The organism is Pseudomonas sp. GM80, from assembly GCF_000282515.1.
Classification (GTDB): Bacteria; Pseudomonadota; Gammaproteobacteria; order Pseudomonadales; family Pseudomonadaceae; genus Aquipseudomonas.
Window position 1 is genome coordinate 135275 of the sequence record NZ_AKJD01000063.1, and the last position, 20367, is coordinate 155641.

At 59.8% G+C, this 20367-nt stretch carries 21 protein-coding genes and 1 pseudogene; 10 read left to right on the forward strand and 12 right to left on the reverse strand.

Going from position 1 to position 20367, the window contains the following annotated elements:
* Nucleotides 1–111 precede the first annotated feature (111 nt).
* The 7 genes from pip (at nucleotide 112) to PMI37_RS10775 (ending at nucleotide 9183) form a co-directional block, all read left to right on the forward strand.
* On the forward strand, nucleotides 112–1083 hold the full coding sequence (gene pip, locus PMI37_RS10745) for a prolyl aminopeptidase (RefSeq protein WP_008080611.1): 972 nt from the start codon (nucleotides 112–114) through the stop codon (nucleotides 1081–1083).
* The gene (dtd, locus tag PMI37_RS10750) at nucleotides 1080–1517 is read left to right on the forward strand and encodes a D-aminoacyl-tRNA deacylase (protein WP_008080612.1); all 438 of its coding nucleotides are present in this window, start codon (nucleotides 1080–1082) and stop codon (nucleotides 1515–1517) included. The genes pip and dtd overlap by 4 nt, the downstream gene beginning before the upstream one ends.
* Nucleotides 1518–1949: 432 nt before the next feature.
* Nucleotides 1950–3761 (forward strand): glucan biosynthesis protein G, encoded by a 1812-nt coding sequence (locus tag PMI37_RS10755; protein WP_008080613.1) that lies wholly within the window; start codon nucleotides 1950–1952, stop codon nucleotides 3759–3761.
* Nucleotides 3754–6324 carry a glucans biosynthesis glucosyltransferase MdoH gene (gene mdoH, locus PMI37_RS10760; RefSeq protein WP_008080614.1) on the forward strand — a complete coding sequence of 857 codons (2571 nt, stop codon included), beginning with the start codon at nucleotides 3754–3756 and terminating at the stop codon, nucleotides 6322–6324. The genes PMI37_RS10755 and mdoH overlap by 8 nt, the downstream gene beginning before the upstream one ends.
* Nucleotides 6325–6560: 236 nt before the next feature.
* Complete coding sequence (locus tag PMI37_RS10765; protein WP_007909335.1) at nucleotides 6561–7358, forward strand: transporter substrate-binding domain-containing protein; 798 nt, start codon at nucleotides 6561–6563, stop codon at nucleotides 7356–7358.
* A 138-nt stretch (nucleotides 7359–7496) separates the two neighbouring features.
* On the forward strand, nucleotides 7497–8456 hold the full coding sequence (locus PMI37_RS10770; RefSeq protein ID WP_008080618.1) for an amino acid ABC transporter permease: 960 nt from the start codon (nucleotides 7497–7499) through the stop codon (nucleotides 8454–8456).
* Entirely contained in the window at nucleotides 8449–9183 is a 735-nt protein-coding gene (locus tag PMI37_RS10775; protein WP_008080619.1) for an amino acid ABC transporter ATP-binding protein, read from the forward strand. Before PMI37_RS10770 ends, PMI37_RS10775 begins: the two co-directional genes overlap by 8 nt.
* A gap of 155 nt (nucleotides 9184–9338) precedes the next feature.
* Here PMI37_RS10775 and PMI37_RS32470 read toward each other — a convergent pair whose 3' ends face one another.
* The 11 genes and pseudogenes from PMI37_RS32470 to ubiE all read right to left on the reverse strand — a co-directional run bounded on the left by PMI37_RS32470 (nucleotide 9339) and on the right by ubiE (nucleotide 17579).
* Nucleotides 9339–10211, reverse strand: coding sequence for a methyl-accepting chemotaxis protein (locus PMI37_RS32470; protein WP_371262351.1), 873 nt, complete (start codon nucleotides 10209–10211; stop codon nucleotides 9339–9341).
* Nucleotides 10194–11255: pseudogene (locus PMI37_RS32475) on the reverse strand (methyl-accepting chemotaxis protein); the annotation flags it as partial. The gene PMI37_RS32470 and the pseudogene PMI37_RS32475, both read right to left, overlap by 18 nt.
* Before the next feature lie 205 nt (nucleotides 11256–11460).
* Complete coding sequence (locus tag PMI37_RS10785; protein ID WP_008080621.1) at nucleotides 11461–12168, reverse strand: 16S rRNA (uracil(1498)-N(3))-methyltransferase; 708 nt, start codon at nucleotides 12166–12168, stop codon at nucleotides 11461–11463.
* A complete protein-coding gene (tatC, locus tag PMI37_RS10790; RefSeq protein WP_008080622.1) occupies nucleotides 12165–12956 on the reverse strand; it encodes a twin-arginine translocase subunit TatC in 792 nt (263 codons plus the stop codon). Before tatC ends, PMI37_RS10785 begins: the two co-directional genes overlap by 4 nt.
* Nucleotides 12953–13420, reverse strand: coding sequence for a Sec-independent protein translocase protein TatB (gene tatB, locus PMI37_RS10795; RefSeq protein ID WP_008080623.1), 468 nt, complete (start codon nucleotides 13418–13420; stop codon nucleotides 12953–12955). Before tatB ends, tatC begins: the two co-directional genes overlap by 4 nt.
* Nucleotides 13421–13430: 10 nt before the next feature.
* Nucleotides 13431–13712, reverse strand: coding sequence for a twin-arginine translocase TatA/TatE family subunit (locus PMI37_RS10800; RefSeq protein ID WP_003220847.1), 282 nt, complete (start codon nucleotides 13710–13712; stop codon nucleotides 13431–13433).
* 25 nt (nucleotides 13713–13737) lie between these two features.
* Complete coding sequence (locus PMI37_RS10805; protein WP_007909355.1) at nucleotides 13738–14070, reverse strand: phosphoribosyl-ATP diphosphatase; 333 nt, start codon at nucleotides 14068–14070, stop codon at nucleotides 13738–13740.
* The gene (gene hisI, locus PMI37_RS10810; RefSeq protein ID WP_007909357.1) at nucleotides 14063–14464 is read right to left on the reverse strand and encodes a phosphoribosyl-AMP cyclohydrolase; all 402 of its coding nucleotides are present in this window, start codon (nucleotides 14462–14464) and stop codon (nucleotides 14063–14065) included. The genes PMI37_RS10805 and hisI overlap by 8 nt, the downstream gene beginning before the upstream one ends.
* 120 nt (nucleotides 14465–14584) lie before the next feature.
* A complete protein-coding gene (ubiB, locus tag PMI37_RS10815; protein ID WP_008080624.1) occupies nucleotides 14585–16189 on the reverse strand; it encodes a ubiquinone biosynthesis regulatory protein kinase UbiB in 1605 nt (534 codons plus the stop codon).
* A complete protein-coding gene (locus tag PMI37_RS10820; protein WP_008080625.1) occupies nucleotides 16186–16809 on the reverse strand; it encodes a ubiquinone biosynthesis accessory factor UbiJ in 624 nt (207 codons plus the stop codon). Before PMI37_RS10820 ends, ubiB begins: the two co-directional genes overlap by 4 nt.
* On the reverse strand, nucleotides 16809–17579 hold the full coding sequence (gene ubiE / locus PMI37_RS10825; RefSeq protein WP_008080626.1) for a bifunctional demethylmenaquinone methyltransferase/2-methoxy-6-polyprenyl-1,4-benzoquinol methylase UbiE: 771 nt from the start codon (nucleotides 17577–17579) through the stop codon (nucleotides 16809–16811). The genes PMI37_RS10820 and ubiE overlap by 1 nt, the downstream gene beginning before the upstream one ends.
* A 166-nt stretch (nucleotides 17580–17745) precedes the next feature.
* Here ubiE and PMI37_RS10830 point away from each other — a divergent pair, with 166 nt between their 5' ends.
* From PMI37_RS10830 to PMI37_RS10840, 3 genes are all read left to right on the forward strand, one after another.
* Nucleotides 17746–18021, forward strand: a complete 276-nt coding sequence (locus PMI37_RS10830) for a polyhydroxyalkanoic acid system family protein (RefSeq protein WP_008080628.1) — start codon at nucleotides 17746–17748, stop codon at nucleotides 18019–18021.
* A 205-nt stretch (nucleotides 18022–18226) separates the two neighbouring features.
* The gene (locus tag PMI37_RS10835; protein WP_008080629.1) at nucleotides 18227–18649 is read left to right on the forward strand and encodes a phasin family protein; all 423 of its coding nucleotides are present in this window, start codon (nucleotides 18227–18229) and stop codon (nucleotides 18647–18649) included.
* Nucleotides 18650–18659: 10 nt separating this feature from the next.
* The gene (locus tag PMI37_RS10840) at nucleotides 18660–19583 is read left to right on the forward strand and encodes a phasin family protein (RefSeq protein WP_008080632.1); all 924 of its coding nucleotides are present in this window, start codon (nucleotides 18660–18662) and stop codon (nucleotides 19581–19583) included.
* 146 nt (nucleotides 19584–19729) lie between these two features.
* Here PMI37_RS10840 and PMI37_RS10845 read toward each other — a convergent pair whose 3' ends face one another.
* Entirely contained in the window at nucleotides 19730–20350 is a 621-nt protein-coding gene (locus PMI37_RS10845) for a TetR/AcrR family transcriptional regulator (RefSeq protein WP_008080633.1), read from the reverse strand.
* Between the last annotated feature and the right edge of the window lie 17 nt (nucleotides 20351–20367).

Genomic DNA, 20367 nt, shown 5'->3' on the forward strand with positions numbered 1-20367 from the left:
TTTGATTCATGTCCTGAGCATGCTCATTGACGTAAATCGGGTTTATGATGCCCAACGGCAGAATAATAGATGTCCCCCCAGGGATGACCTCGATCCTTTACGGAGCGCGCAATGCAGACTTTGTTTCCGCAGATCAAACCTCACGCCCGGCACGATCTGGCTGTCGATGACACCCATACGCTGTATGTCGACGAAAGCGGTTCACCGGAGGGTTTGCCGGTTGTGTTCATCCACGGCGGCCCCGGCGCCGGTTGCGACGCACAAAGCCGTCGCTATTTCGATCCGAACCTCTATCGCATTGTCACCTTCGACCAGCGCGGTTGCGGGCGCTCCACGCCGCACGCCAGCCTGGAAAACAACACCACCTGGGATCTGGTCGCCGACCTTGAGCGCATCCGCAAACATTTGGGCATCGACAAATGGGTGCTGTTCGGCGGTTCGTGGGGTTCGACCCTGGCGCTGGCCTACGCGCAAACCCACCCTGAGCGTGTCCACGGTCTGATTCTGCGTGGGATCTTTCTCTGCCGTCCGCAGGAAATCGAGTGGTTCTATCAGGCCGGTGCCAGCCGTCTGTTCCCCGATTACTGGCAGGACTACATCGCACCGATTCCGCTGGACGAGCGCGACGACCTGCTCAGCGCTTTCCACAAACGCCTGACCGGCAACGACCAGATCGCGCAGATGCACGCGGCCAAAGCCTGGTCGACGTGGGAAGGGCGCACCGCAACACTGCGACCGAACCCGCTGGTGGTCGATCGCTTCTCCGAGCCGCAACGCGCGCTGTCGATTGCGCGGATCGAGTGCCACTACTTCACCAATAATGCTTTCCTGGAGCCGAACCAGCTGATTCGTGACATGGGCAAGATCGCCCATCTGCCGGGCGTGATCATTCACGGTCGTTATGACGTGATCTGCCCGCTCGACAATGCCTGGGAATTGCATCAAGCCTGGCCGAACAGCGAACTGCAGGTGATCCGCGATGCCGGCCACGCCGCTTCCGAACCGGGCATCACCGATGCACTGGTGCGTGCGGCGGGCAACATGGCCCGGCGTCTGCTCGACCTGCCGCCCGAAGAAGCATGAAGGGGCTTTTACAGCGCGTTCGCGGTGCGCGTGTCGAAGTCGCGGGTGAGGTAGTCGGGGCGGTCGATCAAGGTTTGCTGGTGCTGGTGGCGGTAGAACCCGACGACACGCGTGCCAGCGCCGACAAACTTCTGCATAAGCTGCTTAACTATCGGGTGTTCAGCGACGCCGAGGGCAAGATGAATCTGTCCCTCGCCGATGTCGGTGGCGGGTTGCTGCTGGTCTCTCAGTTCACCCTGGCTGCCGACACCAAAAGCGGGCTGCGACCGAGTTTCTCGAGCGCCGCCCCTCCGGCGCTGGGCGAGGAATTATTCGACTATCTATTAAGCCAAGCGAAACAGGTGCATGGCACTGTGGCATCAGGTAGATTCGGCGCGGATATGCAGGTGCACCTGGTCAATGATGGACCGGTAACCTTCCTGTTACAGACTTGAAAGCGCTTGAAACATCTTTTTAAGGGCATTTCGACTGAAAACAGGCATTTTTCGCGATAAATACTTTGTTACCCCTGATGCGTTGTCATGCGGGCTACTAGATAATCGCGCGCTACGGGGATCAGCGTTCGTTGGTCCATTTTGACTTAGGTAGAGACTTGTCCGGATCCGATTGGGGAATCATTTTGCCCCAGCGGAGTCGGAACAATGCTCGCCAACCTGGTATGAGCGGTCTGTACGGCCATTTTTGCCAGCATTATTTCGAGGGCCAGGGAGTCAGAGACAAGGCGCTGCGACGACTCATAGCTTGCTATGGGGAGGAGCAGCAACGCAGTATCTGACTCCCTGGAACCGAAATAAGCTGACAAAAATGGCCACACAGACGGCTTGCTGGCCGTTGGTTTTTTGATCTGTTTTCGGCGAGGGTTGCTCGTGATTGTTAGTCCCTGTAATGCAGCAAAATTGTCTGCCAAACGCGTGCGAAGTGCTCTGGTAGCGGGCTCGGCGCTCCTGTGCCTGCTCAGCGCCGGCCAGCTTTGGGCGTTCAATCTTGACGATGTATCGGCGAAAGCTAAAGAACTGGCCGGGCAGAAGTTCGAAGCCCCGCGCAGCAATCTGCCGAACGAGTTCCGCGACATGAAGTTCGCGGACTATCAGAAAATCCGCTTCCTCACCGAAAAGGCTGAGTGGGCTGATCAGAAGACCCCGTTCAAACTTTCCTTCTATCACCAGGGTATGCACTTCGATACGCCGGTGAAAATCAACGAAATCACCGCGAACACCGTCGAAGAGATCAAATACGATCCGACACGCTTCGATTTCGGCGACCTGAAATTCGATCCGAAAGCCACCGAACAACTGGGTTATGCCGGTTTCCGTGTGCTGTACCCGATCAACAAGGCCGACAAGCAAGACGAAATCATGACCATGCTCGGCGCGAGTTACTTCCGCGTTGTCGGCAAGGGTCACACCTACGGCCTCTCGGCGCGTGGTCTGGCGATTGATACCGCGCTGCCGTCGGGCGAAGAATTCCCGCGTTTCCGCGAGTTCTGGATTCAACAGCCGAAGCCGGGCGACAAGCATCTGGTGATCTTCGCGCTGCTCGATTCGCCGCGCGCCACCGGTGCCTACCGCCTGATCCTGCGTCCGGGCAGCGACACCATTGTCGACGTCAAGGCGCAGATGTTCCTGCGTGACAAGGTTGGCAAACTGGGCATCGCGCCGCTGACCAGCATGTTCCTGTTCGGCGCCAACCAGCCGTCGAAAGTCCTCAACTACCGTCGTGAACTGCACGACTCCAGCGGTCTGTCGATCCATGCCGGCAATGGCGAGTGGATCTGGCGCCCGTTGAACAACCCGAAACACCTGGCCGTGAGCAACTTCAGCATCGAGAACCCGCGTGGTTTCGGTCTGCTGCAACGTGGCCGCGACTTCAGCCACTACGAAGACCTCGACGACCGCTACGACAAGCGCCCAAGCGCCTGGATCGAGCCGAAGGGCGAGTGGGGCAAGGGCACCGTTGATCTGGTAGAGATTCCGACCGCTGACGAAACCAACGACAACATCGTTGCGTTCTGGAGCCCGGAAAAAATGCCGGAGCCGGGTCAGCCACTGGACTTCGCTTACCGCATGCACTGGACCATGGACGAAGCGGCGATTCATGCGCCGGACAGCGCCTGGGTTTCGCAGACTCTGCGTTCGACCGGTGACGTCAAGCAATCGAACCTGATCCGTCAGCCGGACGGCAGCGTTGCGTATCTGGTCGACTTCGAAGGTCCATCGCTGGCCGCGCTGACCCCGGATGCCGACGTGCGCAGTCAGGTCAGCGTCGGCGACAACGCCGAGCTGGTCGAAAACAGCGTGCGCTACAACCCGGAAACCAAAGGCTGGCGCTTGACCCTGCGGATGAAAATCAAGGACGCGAGCAAGTCGACCGAGATGCGTGCCGCCCTGGTTCAGCCAGTCGTGACTGCTGATCTGGCGAAATCGGTGCCGGCGTCCAACTCGTCCGTCGCCAAGGCCGACAAGGTTGCCGCCAAGCAACAAGAGAAACTCGACAAGGAAGCCAAGGCTGCCGAGGCCAAACAGGCCGACGCCAAGCCAGCTGCAGATGCCAAGGACAAGGCCAACAAAGACGCCAAGCAGCCAGTTGCTGCCGACGCGGCCCCAGCCACACCGGAATCGGCACCGACTGAAGAAGTCCTGACCGAGACCTGGAGCTATCAGTTGCCTGCCGATGAGTAACTCTCAAGTACAGCCAGAGACTCTTTCCGAGTATCTGGCGCATCTGCCGATGACCGACGAGCAGCGCGCGGAACTCGCGGGCTGCCAGTCGTTCAGCGAGCTGCATGAACGCCTGTCGTCTTCAACCTTCGACGCACCTGTCGAGGCCGCCCAGGCTTCGGTGGGCAAGCGCCTGGTCCTGAGCACTGCCGAACAGCTGGAAGAAGCGGAGATGCTGGTGCTCGACGCCAGCGGTCGCGTCAGCCTGAAGGCGACGCCGCCGATCCGCCGCACCAAGGTCGTACCGGAACCGTGGCGCACCAATATTCTGGTGCGTGGCTGGCGCCGCATGACCGGTCGCACCAACCCGCCACAGCCGCCGAAGGACGAAAACGTTCTGCCGGCCGCGCGCTGGCGTACCGTCGGTTCGATTCGCCGCTACATTCTGCTGGTGCTGATGCTCGGCCAGACCATCGTCGCTGGCTGGTACATGAAAGGCATCATGCCGTACCAGGGCTGGTCGTTCGTCGACCTTGATGAAGTTCTGCACCAGCCGCTGCTGCAAACCGCCACGCAAGTGCTGCCGTATGCGCTGCAAACCAGTATTCTGATTCTGTTCGGGATTCTGTTCTGCTGGGTATCGGCCGGTTTCTGGACGGCGCTGATGGGCTTCCTTGAGTTGCTCACCGGTCACGATAAATACCGTATCTCCGGCAAAAGTGCGGGCAACGAGCCGATTGCCAAAGATGCGCGTACCGCGTTGGTGATGCCGATCTGCAACGAAGACGTACCGCGCGTATTCGCCGGTCTGCGCGCAACGTTCGAATCGGTCGCCGCCACCGGTGATCTGGATCGTTTCGACTTCTTCGTTCTCAGCGACAGTAACGACACCGATATCTGTGTCGCCGAGCAACAGGCCTGGCTGGACGTCTGCCGCGAAGCCAAAGGTTTCGGCAAGATCTTCTATCGCCGCCGCCGCCGTCGGGTAAAACGCAAGAGCGGTAACCTCGACGACTTCTGCCGTCGTTGGGGCGGTGACTATAAGTACATGGTCGTGCTCGACGCTGACTCGGTCATGAGCGGTGAGTGCCTGACCAGTCTGGTGCGCTTGATGGAAGCCACGCCGGACGCCGGGATCATCCAGACCGCGCCGCGTGCGTCGGGCATGGACACTCTCTATGCGCGCATGCAGCAGTTTGCGACCCGCGTGTACGGTCCGTTGTTTACCGCCGGTCTGCACTTCTGGCAGTTGGGTGAATCCCACTACTGGGGTCACAACGCGATCATCCGCATGAAGCCGTTTATCGACCACTGCGCCTTGGCGCCGTTGCCGGGTAAAGGTGCCTTCTCCGGTGCGATTCTGTCTCACGACTTCGTTGAAGCCGCGCTGATGCGCCGTGCCGGTTGGGGCGTGTGGATTGCCTACGACTTGCCGGGCAGCTACGAAGAACTGCCGCCGAACCTGCTCGACGAACTCAAGCGTGACCGTCGCTGGTGCCACGGCAACCTGATGAACTTCCGTCTGTTCCTGGTCAAAGGCATGCACCCGGTGCACCGCGCGGTGTTCCTGACCGGCGTGATGTCGTACCTGTCGGCGCCGTTGTGGTTCTTCTTCCTGGTGTTGTCGACTGCGCTGCTGGCGGTGAACACGCTGATGGAGCCGCAGTACTTCCTCGAACCGCGTCAGCTCTATCCGCTGTGGCCACAATGGCACCCGGACAAGGCGATCGCGCTGTTCTCGACGACCATCGTGCTGCTGTTCCTGCCGAAACTGTTGAGCATCATCCTGATCTGGGCCAAGGGCGCGAAAGAGTTCGGCGGCAAGTTCAAGGTGACCCTGTCGATGCTGCTGGAGATGTTGTTCTCCATGCTGCTGGCGCCGGTGCGGATGATTTTCCACACGCGTTTCGTGTTGGCTGCGTTCCTCGGCTGGGCCGCGACCTGGAACTCGCCGCAACGTGACGACGACTCGACGCCTTGGAGCGAAGCGGTCAAACGCCACGGCCCGCAAACTTTGCTGGGTTTCTGCTGGGCGCTACTGGTGATCTGGCTGAACCCGAGCTTCCTCTGGTGGCTGGTGCCAATCGTCGGTTCGCTGATGCTGTCGATCCCGGTGTCGGTGATCTCCAGCCGTGTCGGCCTGGGCCTGAAGTCCCGTGACGAGAGCCTGTTCCTCATCCCTGAGGAATACAATCCGCCACAGGCGCTGCTGGCTACCGATCAGTACACCCATGAAAATCGTTACCACGCTCTAAACGACGGCTTCGTCCGCGCGGTGGTCGATCCTCAGCAGAACGCTTTGGCGTGCTCGCTGGCGACCTCGCGTCACGGTCAGGCTGAACCGATCGAGTGGCTGCGTCAGGAGCGTGTACGTCACGCGATCAAGGTCGGCCCGGCCGGGCTGAACAACCATGATCGTCTGCAACTGCTGAGCGACCCTGTTGCCCTGGCACGTTTGCATGAGCAGGTCTGGGCGGAAGGTCACGCCGAGTGGCTGGATGCCTGGCGCGCTTCGGTGAAAGCCGATCCGCATGCGCCGTTGTTGCCGTTGCAACCGGTGAACATGCAGGTTCAGCCAGCCTGATAAAAAGATCGCAGCCTTCGGCAGCTCCTACAGGATTATGTGAACACCTGTAGGAGCTGCCGGAGGCTGCGATCTTTTGCTTTTCAATCCCTCCCCGTAACAACAATTCCCGGCAAAAAACCTTGTGCAAACGGACGAGTGCGTTAGCATCCTTCCCCGAATTGGCGCACCCGGGCTTTTTTGCCCGTCTCTGTTGGTTTTCGCGCCGCAAACGCAATGGTTTTGGGGACTTGAAGATGAAGAAGTATCTGTCGATGCTGCTGGTCGGCGTCACGGCACTGGTTGCAGTCAATGCGGCCCAGGCTGGCGCAATCGATGACGCGGTCAAGCGTGGCACGTTGAAAGTCGGTATGGATCCGACCTATATGCCGTTCGAAATGACCAACAAGCGCGGCGAAATCATCGGCTTCGAAGTCGACATCCTCAAAGCCATGTCCAAGGCCATGGGCGTCAAACTGGAGCTGGTTTCCACCGGTTACGACGGCATCATCCCGGCGCTGATGACTGACAAATTCGACATGATCGGCAGCGGCATGACCCTGACTCAGGAGCGCAACCTGCGCCTGAATTTCAGCGAACCATTCATCGTTGTCGGCCAGACCCTGCTGATCCGCAAAGAGCTGGAAGGCACCATCAAGTCCTACAAAGACCTGAACACCGCGGACTACCGCATCACCTCCAAGCTCGGTACCACCGGTGAAATGGTTGCCAAGAAGCTGATCTCCAAAGCCAAGTACCACGGCTACGACAACGAGCAGGAAGCCGTGCTCGACGTGGTCAACGGCAAGGCTGACGCCTTTATCTACGACGCCCCGTACAACGTTGTTGCGGTGACCAAGGTCGGCGCCGGCAAACTGGTGTTCCTCGACAAGCCGTTCACCTACGAGCCATTGGCGTTTGGTCTGAAGAAGGGCGATTACGACAGCATCAACTTCATCAACAACTTCCTGCACCAGATCCACGAAGACGGCACCTACGATCGCATCCATGACAAGTGGTTCAAGAGCACCGAGTGGCTCAAGGACATGGAATAACGTGCATCTGCTGATCGTTCCCACGCTCTGCGTGGGAACGCATCCTGTGACGCTCCGCGTCACGATCAGGCAGGGACGCAGAGCGTCCCGAGCGGCATTCCCACGCAGAGCGTGGGAACGATCATCCGAGAACCTGCAATGAAACAGAAAAAAGCCCAATGGCCCTGGCACGTCCTCACCGTGCTGGTGCTGGTCGGCCTCGCCGTCGCGTTGTATTACGCGACGTCGCTGATGTCCTACGAATGGCGCTGGAACCGCGTGCCGCAGTACTTCGCCTATCAGGCTGAAGAAACCCAGCGTGCCACGGACATTTCCACCGTCACTGAACTCGTGCGCAAGGGCAGCAGCGCGCAAGTCACCCTGCGCAACGACGCCGGTGACGAGCAGCACCTGACTGTCGACGAGAACAGCCTGCAATTCGCTCAGGGCGACGATGTGGCCGAAGGCGACGTCGTGGGTGTCACTCGCCATTGGGCGGCAGGGCCGCTGTTGTGGGGCCTGTGGACGACGCTTTGGTTGTCGGTGGTGTCGGGGATTCTGGGATTGCTGATCGGCCTGGTCACCGGCCTGTGCCGTCTGTCCAACAACCCGACCTTGCGCGACCTCTCGACCATCTACGTCGAACTGGTACGCGGCACGCCGTTGTTGGTGCAGATTTTCATTTTCTACTTCTTCATCGGCACGGTGATGAACCTGTCCCGCGAATTCGCCGGGATCGCTGCGCTGTCGCTGTTCACCGGCGCCTACGTGGCCGAGATCATTCGTTCTGGCGTGCAATCGATCGCCCGTGGCCAGAACGAAGCGGCGCGCTCCCTCGGCCTGAGTGCCGGTCAGTCGATGCGCCACGTGGTGCTGCCGCAAGCGCTGAAACGCGTGCTGCCACCGCTGGCGGGGCAGTTCATCAGTCTGGTCAAGGACACCTCGCTGGTGTCGGTGATCGCCATCACCGAACTGCTGAAAAGTGGCCGTGAAGTCATCACCACCTCGTTCTCGCCGTTCGAAATCCTGTTCTGCGTCGCCGGCCTGTACCTGTTGATCAACCTGCCGCTGTCGAAAATCGCCAGCCGGCTTGAGCGGAGGCTCGCGCAAAGTGATTGAAGTCCGCGATCTGGTAAAAGTCTTCGACACCCGTGGGCAAGTGGTGCGCGCGGTGGATAACGTCAGTACCACGGTGGCCAAGGGCGAAGTGCTGGTAGTGATCGGCCCGTCCGGTTCCGGCAAGTCGACCTTCCTGCGTTGCCTCAATGGCCTGGAAGAATTCGATTCCGGTTCGGTGAGCATCGACGGCCTGCAACTGGCCGACGCGAAAACCGACGTCAACGCCTACCGCCGCGAAGTCGGCATGGTCTTTCAGCATTTCAACCTGTTCCCGCACATGACCGTGCTGGAAAATCTCTGTCTGGCGCAGAAAGTCGTGCGCAAGCGCGGCAAGAAAGAGCGCGAGGCGAAGGCGATGGAGTTGCTGCAGAAAGTCGGTATTGCACAGAAGGCCAACGAGTTTCCGTCACGCCTGTCCGGCGGTCAGCAACAGCGCGTGGCAATTGCCCGGGCGCTGGCGATGGAGCCGAAGGTGATGTTGTTTGACGAGCCGACCTCGGCGCTCGACCCGGAAATGGTCGGTGAGGTGCTGGACGTGATGAAGAACCTGGCCGTGGAAGGCATGACCATGGTTTGCGTCACGCACGAGATGGGTTTTGCTCGGGAAGTGGCGGATCGGGTGTTGTTTTTCGATCACGGCAAATTGCTCGAAGATGCCGCGCCAGCGGAATTCTTCGATGCACCGAAGGATCCGAGGGCTCAGGCCTTCCTGCGCCAGGTTCTGTAACTGCGGCGTCCTCTCGGACGCCATCGCTGGCAAGCCAGCTCCCACAGGGTTTGTAGTCGATCACAAAGTTTGTGTTCAGCTAATTCACTGTGGGAGCTGGCTTGCCAGCGATAGCATCACCCCGGTTCCAAGCGAACCGAGGTGGATGAATCACCTCAAACCTTGAATCGCCCCACCAGCATCTGTAAATGCGTCCCCAACCGCGCCAGCTCAACGCTGGACGCCGCCGTCTCTTCACTCGCCGCCGACGTCTGATCCGACACGTCCCGCACATTCAGCACGCTACGGTTGATCTCTTCCGCCACCGCGCTCTGCTGCTCGGCCGCCGCGGCAATCTGCTGGTTCATCGCCTGAATCGCCGACACGGTGCGCGTGATGCTCTCCAGCGAACCACCGGCGCGACGGGTCAGCTCGACGCTGCTGTCGGTCAGGGTGCGGCTGTTGTCCATGATCGTTGCGACCTGCTGGGTACCGTTCTGCAGGCCAACGATCAGCTCTTCGATCTCTTCGGTGGACTTCTGTGTGCGCTGGGCGAGGCTGCGCACTTCGTCGGCGACCACGGCGAAACCACGCCCGGCTTCACCGGCACGCGCCGCTTCGATGGCCGCGTTGAGGGCCAGCAGGTTGGTTTGCTGGGCCACGGATTTGATCACGTCGAGGACGCTGCCGATCTTGTCGCTTTCGCGCTTGAGCTCGCCCATGGCTTCGGTGGAGTGACCGACTTCAACGGCCAGACGCTCGATCTGCGCGATGGCTTCGCCGACGACTTTGTCGCCTTCGCGGGCCTGTTGGTCAGCAGCCACGGCCGCTTCGGAGGCTTCCTCGGCGTTGCGCGCGACTTCCTGCACGGTGGCGGCCATTTCGTTCATGGCGGTGGCGACCTGGTCAGTCTCGATCTTCTGATTGTTGACCCCGGCGCTGGTCTGCTCGGTCACGGCCGAGAGTTCCTCAGCAGCGCTGGCGATCTGGGTGACGCCATCGCTGATGCCGCCGATCAACTCGCGCAGGCCTTGGGTCATGCTCTGCATCGAGCGTTGCAACTGCCCGAGTTCGTCGCGGCGCAGGGAGATAAGGTTGTGGGTCAGGTCGCCAGCGGCCACGCGCTCGGCGACTTTCAGAGTCTGGTGCAGCGGAATGATGATCTGGCGAGTGATTGCCCACGCAGCGAGCAGGCCGAACGCCAGGGCTAGCGCAGTGGCAATCAGCAGCATGTTTTTGGCGTGGGCGGCGTCGGTGTCGCGCACGATGGTCTGCGAGGCGGTGAGCTTCTTGCTGAGGTCGATCAGAATGTCGCCTTGCGCTGACATTCGCGCGAGGGACTTGGCGTTGGTGACCTGGGAGTCGCGGAACTGAGCGACCGCCGCGCGATAGGCCTTGATCGAGTCAGTGGCCTGTTGCAGGTTGGCGATGTGCTGTTCCGGCAGTTTCGCCGGCAGGCTCTCAAGGTTTTTCAGAGCGCTGTCGATGGCGTCCAGCGCCGGTTGCTCGGCTTCAGCCTTGCCGCTGTAGGTGTAGCCGCGAACCTGATAACGCGCCTGTTGCAGCAGTTTGCTCAGCTCGATCACGCTGTTGAATTGCGCGACGCTGTCGCCCTGCAGCAGGGATTTTTCCACTTCGGCAACCTTGGCCACGGCGTTGTCGGCACTGGCGCCGAGCTTGCTGCGCGCGTCTTCACGTTGCACGGTGGCCTGGGCCATGTCGGCAAAAGCGCGTTTGTACTCGGCGACGGCGGCCAGTTGCTGATCAACCATGGCGGCATCGGACGGTTGTTCGATCAGGCTGCGGGCGGTTTGCAGACCGCTGTCGAGTTTGCCGAGCAACTCGTTCACCGCGCCAGGGCCCTGTTCGCCACGGCGCGCTTCATAGTCCAGGCGCGCCAGACGCAAGTCCTTGGTCAGCTCATTGAGGCTGGAGATGAACCCCAGTTTGTCACCGCGGCTGATGATGCCGTTCATGCCGGTCCAGCCGGTGAAGGTGATCAACAGCGTCAGCAACAGCACCAGGCCGAAACCGATACCCAACTTGCGTTTGACGCTGACGTTTCCAAGATTCTCGGCTAACCAACGGTACATGCGACCACTCCCCGACCCACTAATTGGACTTATGGGGAGGGTATCGGCCGAGTGATGGCAATCTGTAACACCATTTATCCGCCGGCCCCGCCATCCTGTAGGAGCTGTCGAGTGAAACGAGGCTGCGATCTTTTGATCTTGCTTCTAAAAAACAACATCAAAAGATCGCAGCCTGCGGCAGCTCCTACCGGGGATTGGGCGACGCTTAAAAAAGGCGGGCGAGGAGGGCGGTGACGGCGGTTTCGACGCGCAGGATGCGCTCGCCGAGTTGCACCGGTTGCAGGCCGGACTTGCCCAGCAGGTCGATCTCGTAGGGAATCCAGCCACCTTCGGGGCCGATCGCCAGGGTGACCGGTTCGCTGAGGGCGCGCGGGCACGGCGGATAGTTACCGGGATGGCCGACAAGACCGAGAGTGCCTTCGGTAATCGCCGGCAGGCGGTCTTCAACGAAAGGCTTGAAGCGCTTTTCGATGATGATTTCCGGTAGCACCGTGTCGCGGGCCTGTTCGAGGCCGAGGATCAAGTTTTCGCGAATCGCCTCAGGCTCCAGAAACGGTGTCTGCCAGAAGCTTTTTTCGACCCGATAGCTGTTGACCAGAATCACCTTCGACACGCCCATGGTCGCCACGGTCTGAAACACCCGGCGGAGCATTTTCGGACGCGGCAGCGCCAGCACGAGAGTCAGCGGCAGTTTGGCCGGTGGCGGCTGATCGAGGGTCACGCGCAGTTCGGCTTCACCCGCTTCCAGGCGCAGCAACTCGGCCGAACCCATCAGCCCGTTGATGCGCCCGACGCGCAGGCTGTCACCGACTTCCGAGCGGTGAACTTCCTGCATATGGGTCAGGCGACGATCACGCAGCACCACGCGGTCGGCCGCAATGAAATCGGCCTCTTCGAGCAACAGCAGGTTCATGCCTGGGTCGCTGGCGGCTGGTCGTTGTGGTCGTCGGCCGGGGTTTCTTCCGGCCGTTCGCGCTTGCTGATCAAACCACCGAACAGAATGCCGATTTCAAACAGCATCCACATCGGTACGGCCAGCAGCGTCTGCGAGAAGATGTCCGGCGGCGTCAGGATCATGCCGACCACGAAGCAGCCGATGATCACGTACGGGCGGATTTTCTTCAGGTATTTGACGTCGACCACGCCGATCCAAACCAGCAGCACCACGGCCACCGGGATCTCGAACGCTACGCCGAAGGCGAAGAACAGCGTCATGACGAAATCGAGGTAACTGGCGATGTCGGTCATCATTTCCACGCCGGCCGGGGTGGCAGCGGCGAAGAATTTGAAGATCAGCGGGAACACGAAGTAATAGGCGAACGCCATGCCGGTGTAGAACAGCAGAATGCTCGACACCAGCAACGGCACCGCGATGCGCTTCTCATGCTTGTACAGGCCCGGCGCGATAAAGCCCCAGATCTGATGCAGGATCACCGGGATCGCAAGGAACAGCGAAACCATCATCGTCAGCTTCAGTGGCGTCAGGAACGGCGACGACACATCCGTGGCAATCATCGTCGCGCCGACCGGCAGGTACTGGCGCAGCGGCGTCGAGACGAAGGTGTAGATCTGCTGGGTGAAGGCGAACAACCCGGCGAAGATAATGAAGATCGCCGCCACACAACGCAGCAGGCGGGTGCGCAACTCGGTGAGGTGCGAAACCAGCGGCATGTGCTGGTCGTTTTCGGGGAGATCGCTCATGGGGCTCGCGGCGGCAGAGTGGAGTCTTGAGGCGCTGGGGTGATCGGCGCGGCGTTTGGCGCAACGTGTTCAACAGACTGTTCCGCGACAACGACTGGCGCCGGTTCTGTCGGGGCTACAACGGCAGCAGGTGCAGGTGTCGGAGCAGGCGCAACAGGTGCGGCTGGCGCATGAATCGTCTGCTGACCTACATGCTCAACCGGCGTCGGCTCTTGCTGAACCGGGCTGAAAATCTTCCGCGCTTCCTGCTCCAGCGACAGAATGTGCTCGTTGTGCAGTTGCCGACGAATCTCGTCGGCACCGATTTCACGTTCAACTTCCTGTTTGATCGCGTTGAAGCTGCGCTTCAGTCGTCCGACCCACAGGCCAGCGGTGCGCGCAGCGCCCGGCAGACGCTCGGGGCCCAGCACCAGCAGGGCAACGAGGCCGACGAGCAGCAGTTCAGAGAAGCTGATACCAAACATTAGTCAGTGCTCACACGTCTTTGCGGATCGGCTCTTCGACTTTCTGCGCCTGCACATCGATGGTGTGCGGCGGGTTGGCCTGAGCGGTGGCTTGCGGCTGCACCGGTGGCACTGGCTGCGCAGGCGTCACGGTTGGATCAGCGGCGGGTTTTTCATCGTCGTTCATGGCTTTGCGAAAGCCCTTGATCGACTCGCCAACGTCAGTGCCGAGGTTTTTCAGTTTCTTGGTGCCGAACACCAACACCACGACTACCAGAATGACGATCCAGTGTTTCCAGTCAAAAATGCCCATGTTGCTGTTCCTCTCTAAAAATTGTTCAGGCGGACGGACGCGAGGCTTTCTCGACGTGTCCGGACAGGCCGAAGCGGCGATCCAGTTCATCGAGCACAGCCTGCGGATGCTGCCCCAGTTGGGCGAGCATGACCATGCTGTGGAACCACAGGTCGGCGGTCTCGTAGATCACATCGCTGCAGTCGCCACTGATCGCGGCATCCTTGGCGGCAATAATGGTTTCGACCGACTCTTCGCCGACTTTCTCCAGAATCTTGTTCAAACCCTTGTGATACAGACTAGCCACATACGAGCTGTCGGCGGCTGCGCCTTTGCGCTCTTCGAGCACTTCGGCCAGGCGGGTCAGGGTGTCACTCATGTTTGTGTCCTGCGGAATAGATAGCGTGCGGGTCTTTCAGAACCGGATCGACGGTTTTCCAGTCGCCGTTTTCGAAGACGCGGTAAAAGCAGCTTTGACGGCCGGTATGGCAAGCGATGTCGCCGATCTGTTCAACCATCAGGATGATCACGTCGGCGTCACAGTCCAGACGCATCTCATGCAAGGTCTGCACATGGCCGGACTCTTCGCCCTTGCGCCACAGCTTGCCACGCGAACGTGACCAGTAGATTGCACGGTTTTCCGCGGCGGTCAGTTCGAGCGCTTCGCGGTTCATCCAGGCCATCATCAGCACGCGTCCGGTCTTGTGATCCTGGGCAATCGCCGGCACCAGGCCATCAGCGTCCCACTTGATCTCGTCCAGCCAGTTTTTCATCTTCAATTCCCGAAACGCAGCTACAAGCTTTGAGCTTCAAGCTGCAAGTAAAAGCAGATTGCGGTGTTCCAGTATCGTCAGGCTTGCAGCTCGCAGCTTATAACTTGCAGCTGATTCGTGCTATCGGCGAACGACCAGATACAAGCCCACGGCCACCATGATTCCGGCTGGCCAATGTCCCAATTCGTTTAGCGGGCCACCGATGGCGAGGATCACCCCGCCGGCCAGATGCGCGCAACCGAGCAGGCGCAGGAACCAGTCGTCCTTGCGTTTGTGCCATGGCGGCGGCGGGTCGTAGGCATGCGGCTGGGACATGCGTTCGAGCAGATCGCGGGCCATATTCGCCAGATGCGGCAACTGTTCAAACTGGCTCTGCACGTTGCCGAGCAAGGCTTTCGGGCTGACACGCTCGCGCATCCAGCGCTCCAGAAACGGCTGCGCGGTGTTCCACAGATCCAGATCCGGATACAGCTGACGGCCAAGACCTTCGATGTTCAGCAGGGTCTTTTGCAGCAGCACCAGTTGCGGCTGCACTTCCATGTTGAAGCGGCGTGCGGTCTGGAACAGGCGCATCAGCACTTGGCCAAATGAAATATCTTTTAACGGTTTTTCGAAGATCGGTTCGCACACCGTACGGATTGCCGCTTCGAATTCGTTGAGTTTGGTTTCTGCCGGCACCCAGCCCGAATCGATGTGCAACTGCGCCACGCGACGGTAGTCACGCTTGAAGAAGGCGAACAGGTTGCGCGCCAGATAATCCTGGTCTTCCGGGGTCAGGCTGCCGACGATGCCGCAGTCGATCGCGATGTATTGCGGGCTCCACGGGTTGACGGTGCTGACGAAGATGTTGCCCGGGTGCATGTCGGCGTGGAAGAAACTGTCGCGGAACACTTGGGTGAAGAAGATCTCCACGCCACGCTCGGCGAGCATTTTCATGTCGGTGCGCTGATCGGCGAGGGTCGCCAGATCGGTGACCTGAATGCCGTAGATGCGCTCCATCACCAGCACTTTCGGCCGGCACCAGTCCCAATAGACTTGCGGCACGTACAGCAGCGGCGAACCTTCGAAGTTGCGCTTCAACTGGCTGGCGTTGGCCGCCTCGCGCAGCAGATCGAGTTCGTCGTAGATGGTTTTTTCGTAGTCCTGCACCACGTCGACCGGGTGCAGCAGACGCGCGTCGGCCGACAGTTTTTCAGCCGCGCGGGCGAGGATGAACAGCCACGCCAGATCCTGCGCGATGATCGGCTTCAGACCCGGGCGGATCACCTTGACCACGACTTCTTCGCCGGTTTTCAGCTGCGCGGCATGCACCTGCGCCACCGAGGCCGAGGCCAGCGGTTCGACGTCGAAACGGCTGAACACGTCGCTGATTTTCTTGCCCAGCTGTTCTTCGATCAGCTTGATCGACAACTGCGAATCGAACGGCGGCACGCGATCCTGCAAGCGCATCAGCTCATCGGCGATGTCTTCCGGCAGCAAATCGCGGCGGGTCGAGAGAATCTGCCCGAACTTGATGAAAATCGGCCCGAGATCCTGCAACGCCAGACGCAGACGCGCGCCCCGGCTCAGGTCCAGCGGCTTGCGCGGGAACCAGCGCCACGGCAACACATAGCGCAGCGCCAAGAGGAACCACGGCAACGGCAGATCGAACAGCAGGTCATCGAGGCGGTAGCGGATCACGACGCGCTGGATGCGCAACAGACGGCGGACGGCAAGCAGCTTCATGCGTTATCGCTTGGGTCGAGGGATCGGGAAAGGCGCTCGAAACGCGCCTCGAGACGTTCCAGATCAAGTTTGATCCGGTCCAGTTCGCTGAACCGTGCTTCGGCTTCGCGCTGCCCGACGAGGGTGCGCGATTCTTCGGCGAGGTATTCGGCGAGATTCTGGTTGAGGCTGGCAAATCCTTGTTGATACCAGCGTGCGCGACTGCGCAGATGGCCACCGACCAGTTGCGTGGCGACCGGGCCGAGCCAGCGTGAGAGTTCGTACTCCCAGTCCAGCTCAAGATCCTGCAACACGCCGGCCAGCTCCAGCAGCACGCCGCTGTCGCCATCGAGCTCGACTTCCGGGGCGTGCAGCACCGCGGTCTTGTCTTTGCTCACGGCCAGTTTGATCAGGCTCGAAGCCGGCGCACGCAGGGTGCAGTCGACACCGGTTTCCCAGTGCGAGGCCAGCATCAGACCTTCGTCGCTCGGCAGGATGAACAGTTGCAGCGCCGGGGTGCGGCAGTCGACGGCAATCACCTTGCCAGTCAAATGCGCCAGCCGCGGCAGCGCCGTGCTGTCGAGACGCAGCACCCGGTTGAGGCCGAGTTCAACGCTGGCGAGCAGCCCGGTGAGCAACATCAGGGCTTAATGCCGCGGTGCAGGGCGACGATGCCTGCGGTCATGTTGTGATAGGTCACGCGGTCGAAACCGGCGTCGACCATCATCGACTTCAGGGTTTCCTGATTCGGGTGCATGCGGATCGATTCGGCCAGATAGCGATAGCTTTCCGAGTCGTTGGTGATCAGCTTGCCCATCAGCGGCATGAAGGCGAACGAGTAGGCGTCGTAGGCTTTCGACATCAATGCGTTGGTCGGCTTGGAGAATTCCAGCACCAGCAAACGACCGCCGGGCTTGAGCACGCGCAGCATCGAGCGCAGGGCGTCTTCTTTATGCGTCACGTTGCGCAGGCCGAAGGCGATGGTCACGCAGTCGAAATGGTTGTCCGGGAACGGCAGTTTTTCCGCGTCCGCCTGAACGAATTCGACGTTGCCGGCGACACCCAGGTCGAGCAGGCGGTCACGACCGACCTTGAGCATGGATTCGTTGATGTCAGCCAGGACCACCTGACCGGTCGGGCCGACCAGGTGCGAGAATTTTTTGGTCAGGTCACCGGTACCGCCGGCGATGTCCAGCACGCGGTTACCGCTGCGCACGCCAGACAGTTCGATCGCGAAACGCTTCCACAAACGGTGCATGCCGCCCGACAGAAGGTCGTTCATCAGGTCGTACTTGGCGGCTACCGAGTGGAAAACCTCAGCGACTTTTTCCGCTTTCTGGCTTTCCGGAACGTTTTTGAAGCCGAAGTGAGTGGTGGGTTCGGCATCGCTGCCTTTGCGCTGATCAGTCATATCGCTGTCACCAAAAGAGAATGCGCGACATTCTAATCCCCAAGCCATGCTTTGTCTTGGAATGGCTAAAGGTAAGATGGGCAACCTTCGGGACGATTTGCCGCAGCGGCGGTCAAGATTTACCGACACATCTTTTTCGCCCCATTCAAAAAGCAGGAGTCAATCAATGGCCAAAATCACTGTTGAACGTGCCCACAGCCTGGGCAAGGAAGCCGCCCGCGAGAAGGCCGACAAGCTGGCGCAAAAACTCTCCGAGCAATATGGCCTGGAGCCGCAATGGTCGGGCGACACCCTGAACCTCAAACGTTCGGGCGTGAAAGGCGCGGTGCATGTGGCGGACGATTCGATCAAGGTCGACGTTGAACTGGGCATCATGATGTCGGCCATGAGCGGCATGATCAAAGCCGAAATCGAAAAAGCCCTCGACAAAGCGTTGGTCTGAACATCAAAAGATCGCAGCCTTCGGCAGCTCCTACAGAGGTACACATTCCCCTGTAGGAGCTGCCGAAGGCTGCGATCTTTTCATTCAGGCACCACCGATTCATGTCAGTTGTTAGGGTGCCGTTTCTAATTTTTCTGCCTACTTTGTGCCTGAGCCCGACACTTGTCCGGGCAGTTCCTCAAACCTTCTGCGCGTGAGGTGCACCATGGCCAAAGTTATTTTGAAGAAAAAAATCGACGCTTCGACAACTGCTCTGAGCGACGTCAAATCCTATGCCCGCAAGATCTGGCTGGCAGGCCTGGGTGCCTACGCCAAGGTCGGCCAAGAGGGCAGCGACTACTTTCAAGAGCTGATCAAAGCTGGTCAAACTGTTGAAAAGAAAGGCAAAAAAGCCGTCACCGAAAAGCTCGAAGCGGCCAACGCCGAGATCGATGAAGCCAAGGGTGAAGTGAGTTCTTTCAAAGGTCGCGTCGAAGTTCAACTCGACAAGGTCGAGAAGGCGTTCGACTCCCGTGTAGCAAGCGCCTTGAATCGTATCGGCATTCCGTCTAAACATGACGTTGAGACACTCTCTGCTAAGCTCGATGAGCTGACGGCATTGCTCGAACGCGTCGCGCGTAAATCTTAAGGAGAACGGGATGGCTGGTAAAAAGAACACCGATAAAGAAGGCAGCTCGTGGATCGGGAAAGTCGAAGACTACTCCCGCAAAATCTGGCTTGCTGGTTTAGGCGTGTACTCGAAGATCGACACTGACGGCAGCAAGCTCTTCGATACATTGGTCAAAGACGGCGAGAAAGCCGAGAAGCTCACCAAGTCTGCAGTCGGCAAAAAAGTCGATGCCGCCAAGGATTCCGCTTCGTCGGCCAAGTCGCGCATCAGCGGCGTGAAAGATCGCGCACTGGGCAAGTGGGACGAGCTGGAAGGGGCTTTCGACAAGCGCCTGAACAGCGCGATTTCGCGCCTCGGTGTACCGAGCCGCAATGAAGTCAAAGCGCTCAACAGCAAGGTCGACACACTGACCAAACAGATCGAAAAACTGACCGGTCTGAAAGCTCAGCCTGTGGCGGCGAAAACCGCAGCAGCAAAACCGGCAGCCAAAACCGCAGCGGCCAAACCAGCGGCAAAATCCGCTGCCAAGCCTCTGGCCAAAGCGGCGGCTAAACCCGCAGCAAAAGCAGCGGCCAAGCCTGCTGCGAAAACGGCCGCCGCCAAGCCAGCAGCAAAAGCCGCAGCCAAACCGGTTGCCGCCAAAGCCGCTGCCAAGCCGGCCGCTAAACCTGCAGCTAAAACTGCAGCGAAACCAGCGGCCAAGCCAGCAGCGAAAACCGCTGCCGCCAAACCGGCTGCCAAGCCTGCGGCCAAACCCGCAGCAGCGAAAAAACCCGCAGTGAAAAAACCGGCCGCCCCGAAAGCCGCAGCGCCGAAGCCAGCAGCACCTGCTGCAGCCAAACCTGCCACGCCGGCAGCTCCGGTAAGCGCGTCGAACTCCGCCGCCGCACCGACTCCAGTCGCAACCCCGACTGTTGCATCGACCCCGTCGACGCCAACCAGTCAGTCCTGATTCATCAGGGCAAAATAAAGCGCCCGGCCTGTGAAGGTCGGGCGTTTTTGTTTGAAGATCAAAAGATCGCAGCCTTCGGCAGCTCCTACAGAGGTACACATTCCCCCTGTAGGAGCTGCCGAAGGCTGCGATCTTTTGATTCCGGGTTACTCGTGGTCTTCGAGGTATTGCAGGGCCATACGTTCGGTGGCGACTTTTACCGGCGGCAGCAGGTGCGGTGCCACCAACATCATGATCTGGTACACGACCAAACGAACTTCGCCCTCACGATCCAGAATCCGCTGATAATCCAGCGAAAACAGCAACGTCATGGTGATCTGCTCCACCAGTTGCCCCAACGCCTGGGTATCGCTGACCAACTGCCCCGCCGCCTTCAACCGCGCGAGCAACGACGCCAGCGTGCGCTTCAGTGCATTGAGCAGATGACGAATGCCCTTGGCCAGTTTCGGCAGCCGCCCGGCCAGGTTCGACAGGTCCTGAAACAGAAAGCGGTACTGCGCCAGCCGCTCGACGATCAAATGCAAAAACAGCCAGTAATCCTCCGGCGCCAACTCCACGTCGGACGGCGGATCCAGCAGCGGCGCCAGTTCATTCTGGAAGCGTTCGAACAACCCGAGAATCAACGGTTCCTTGCCATGAAAGTGGTAGTAGAGGTTGCCGGGGCTGATGCCCATTTCGTTGGCAACTTCCATGGTGGAGACGTTCGGCTCACCCTTTTCGTTGAACAGTTGCAAAGCACATTCGAGAATCCGGTCGCGGGTTTTCATCCAGTCTTCTTAGAAAA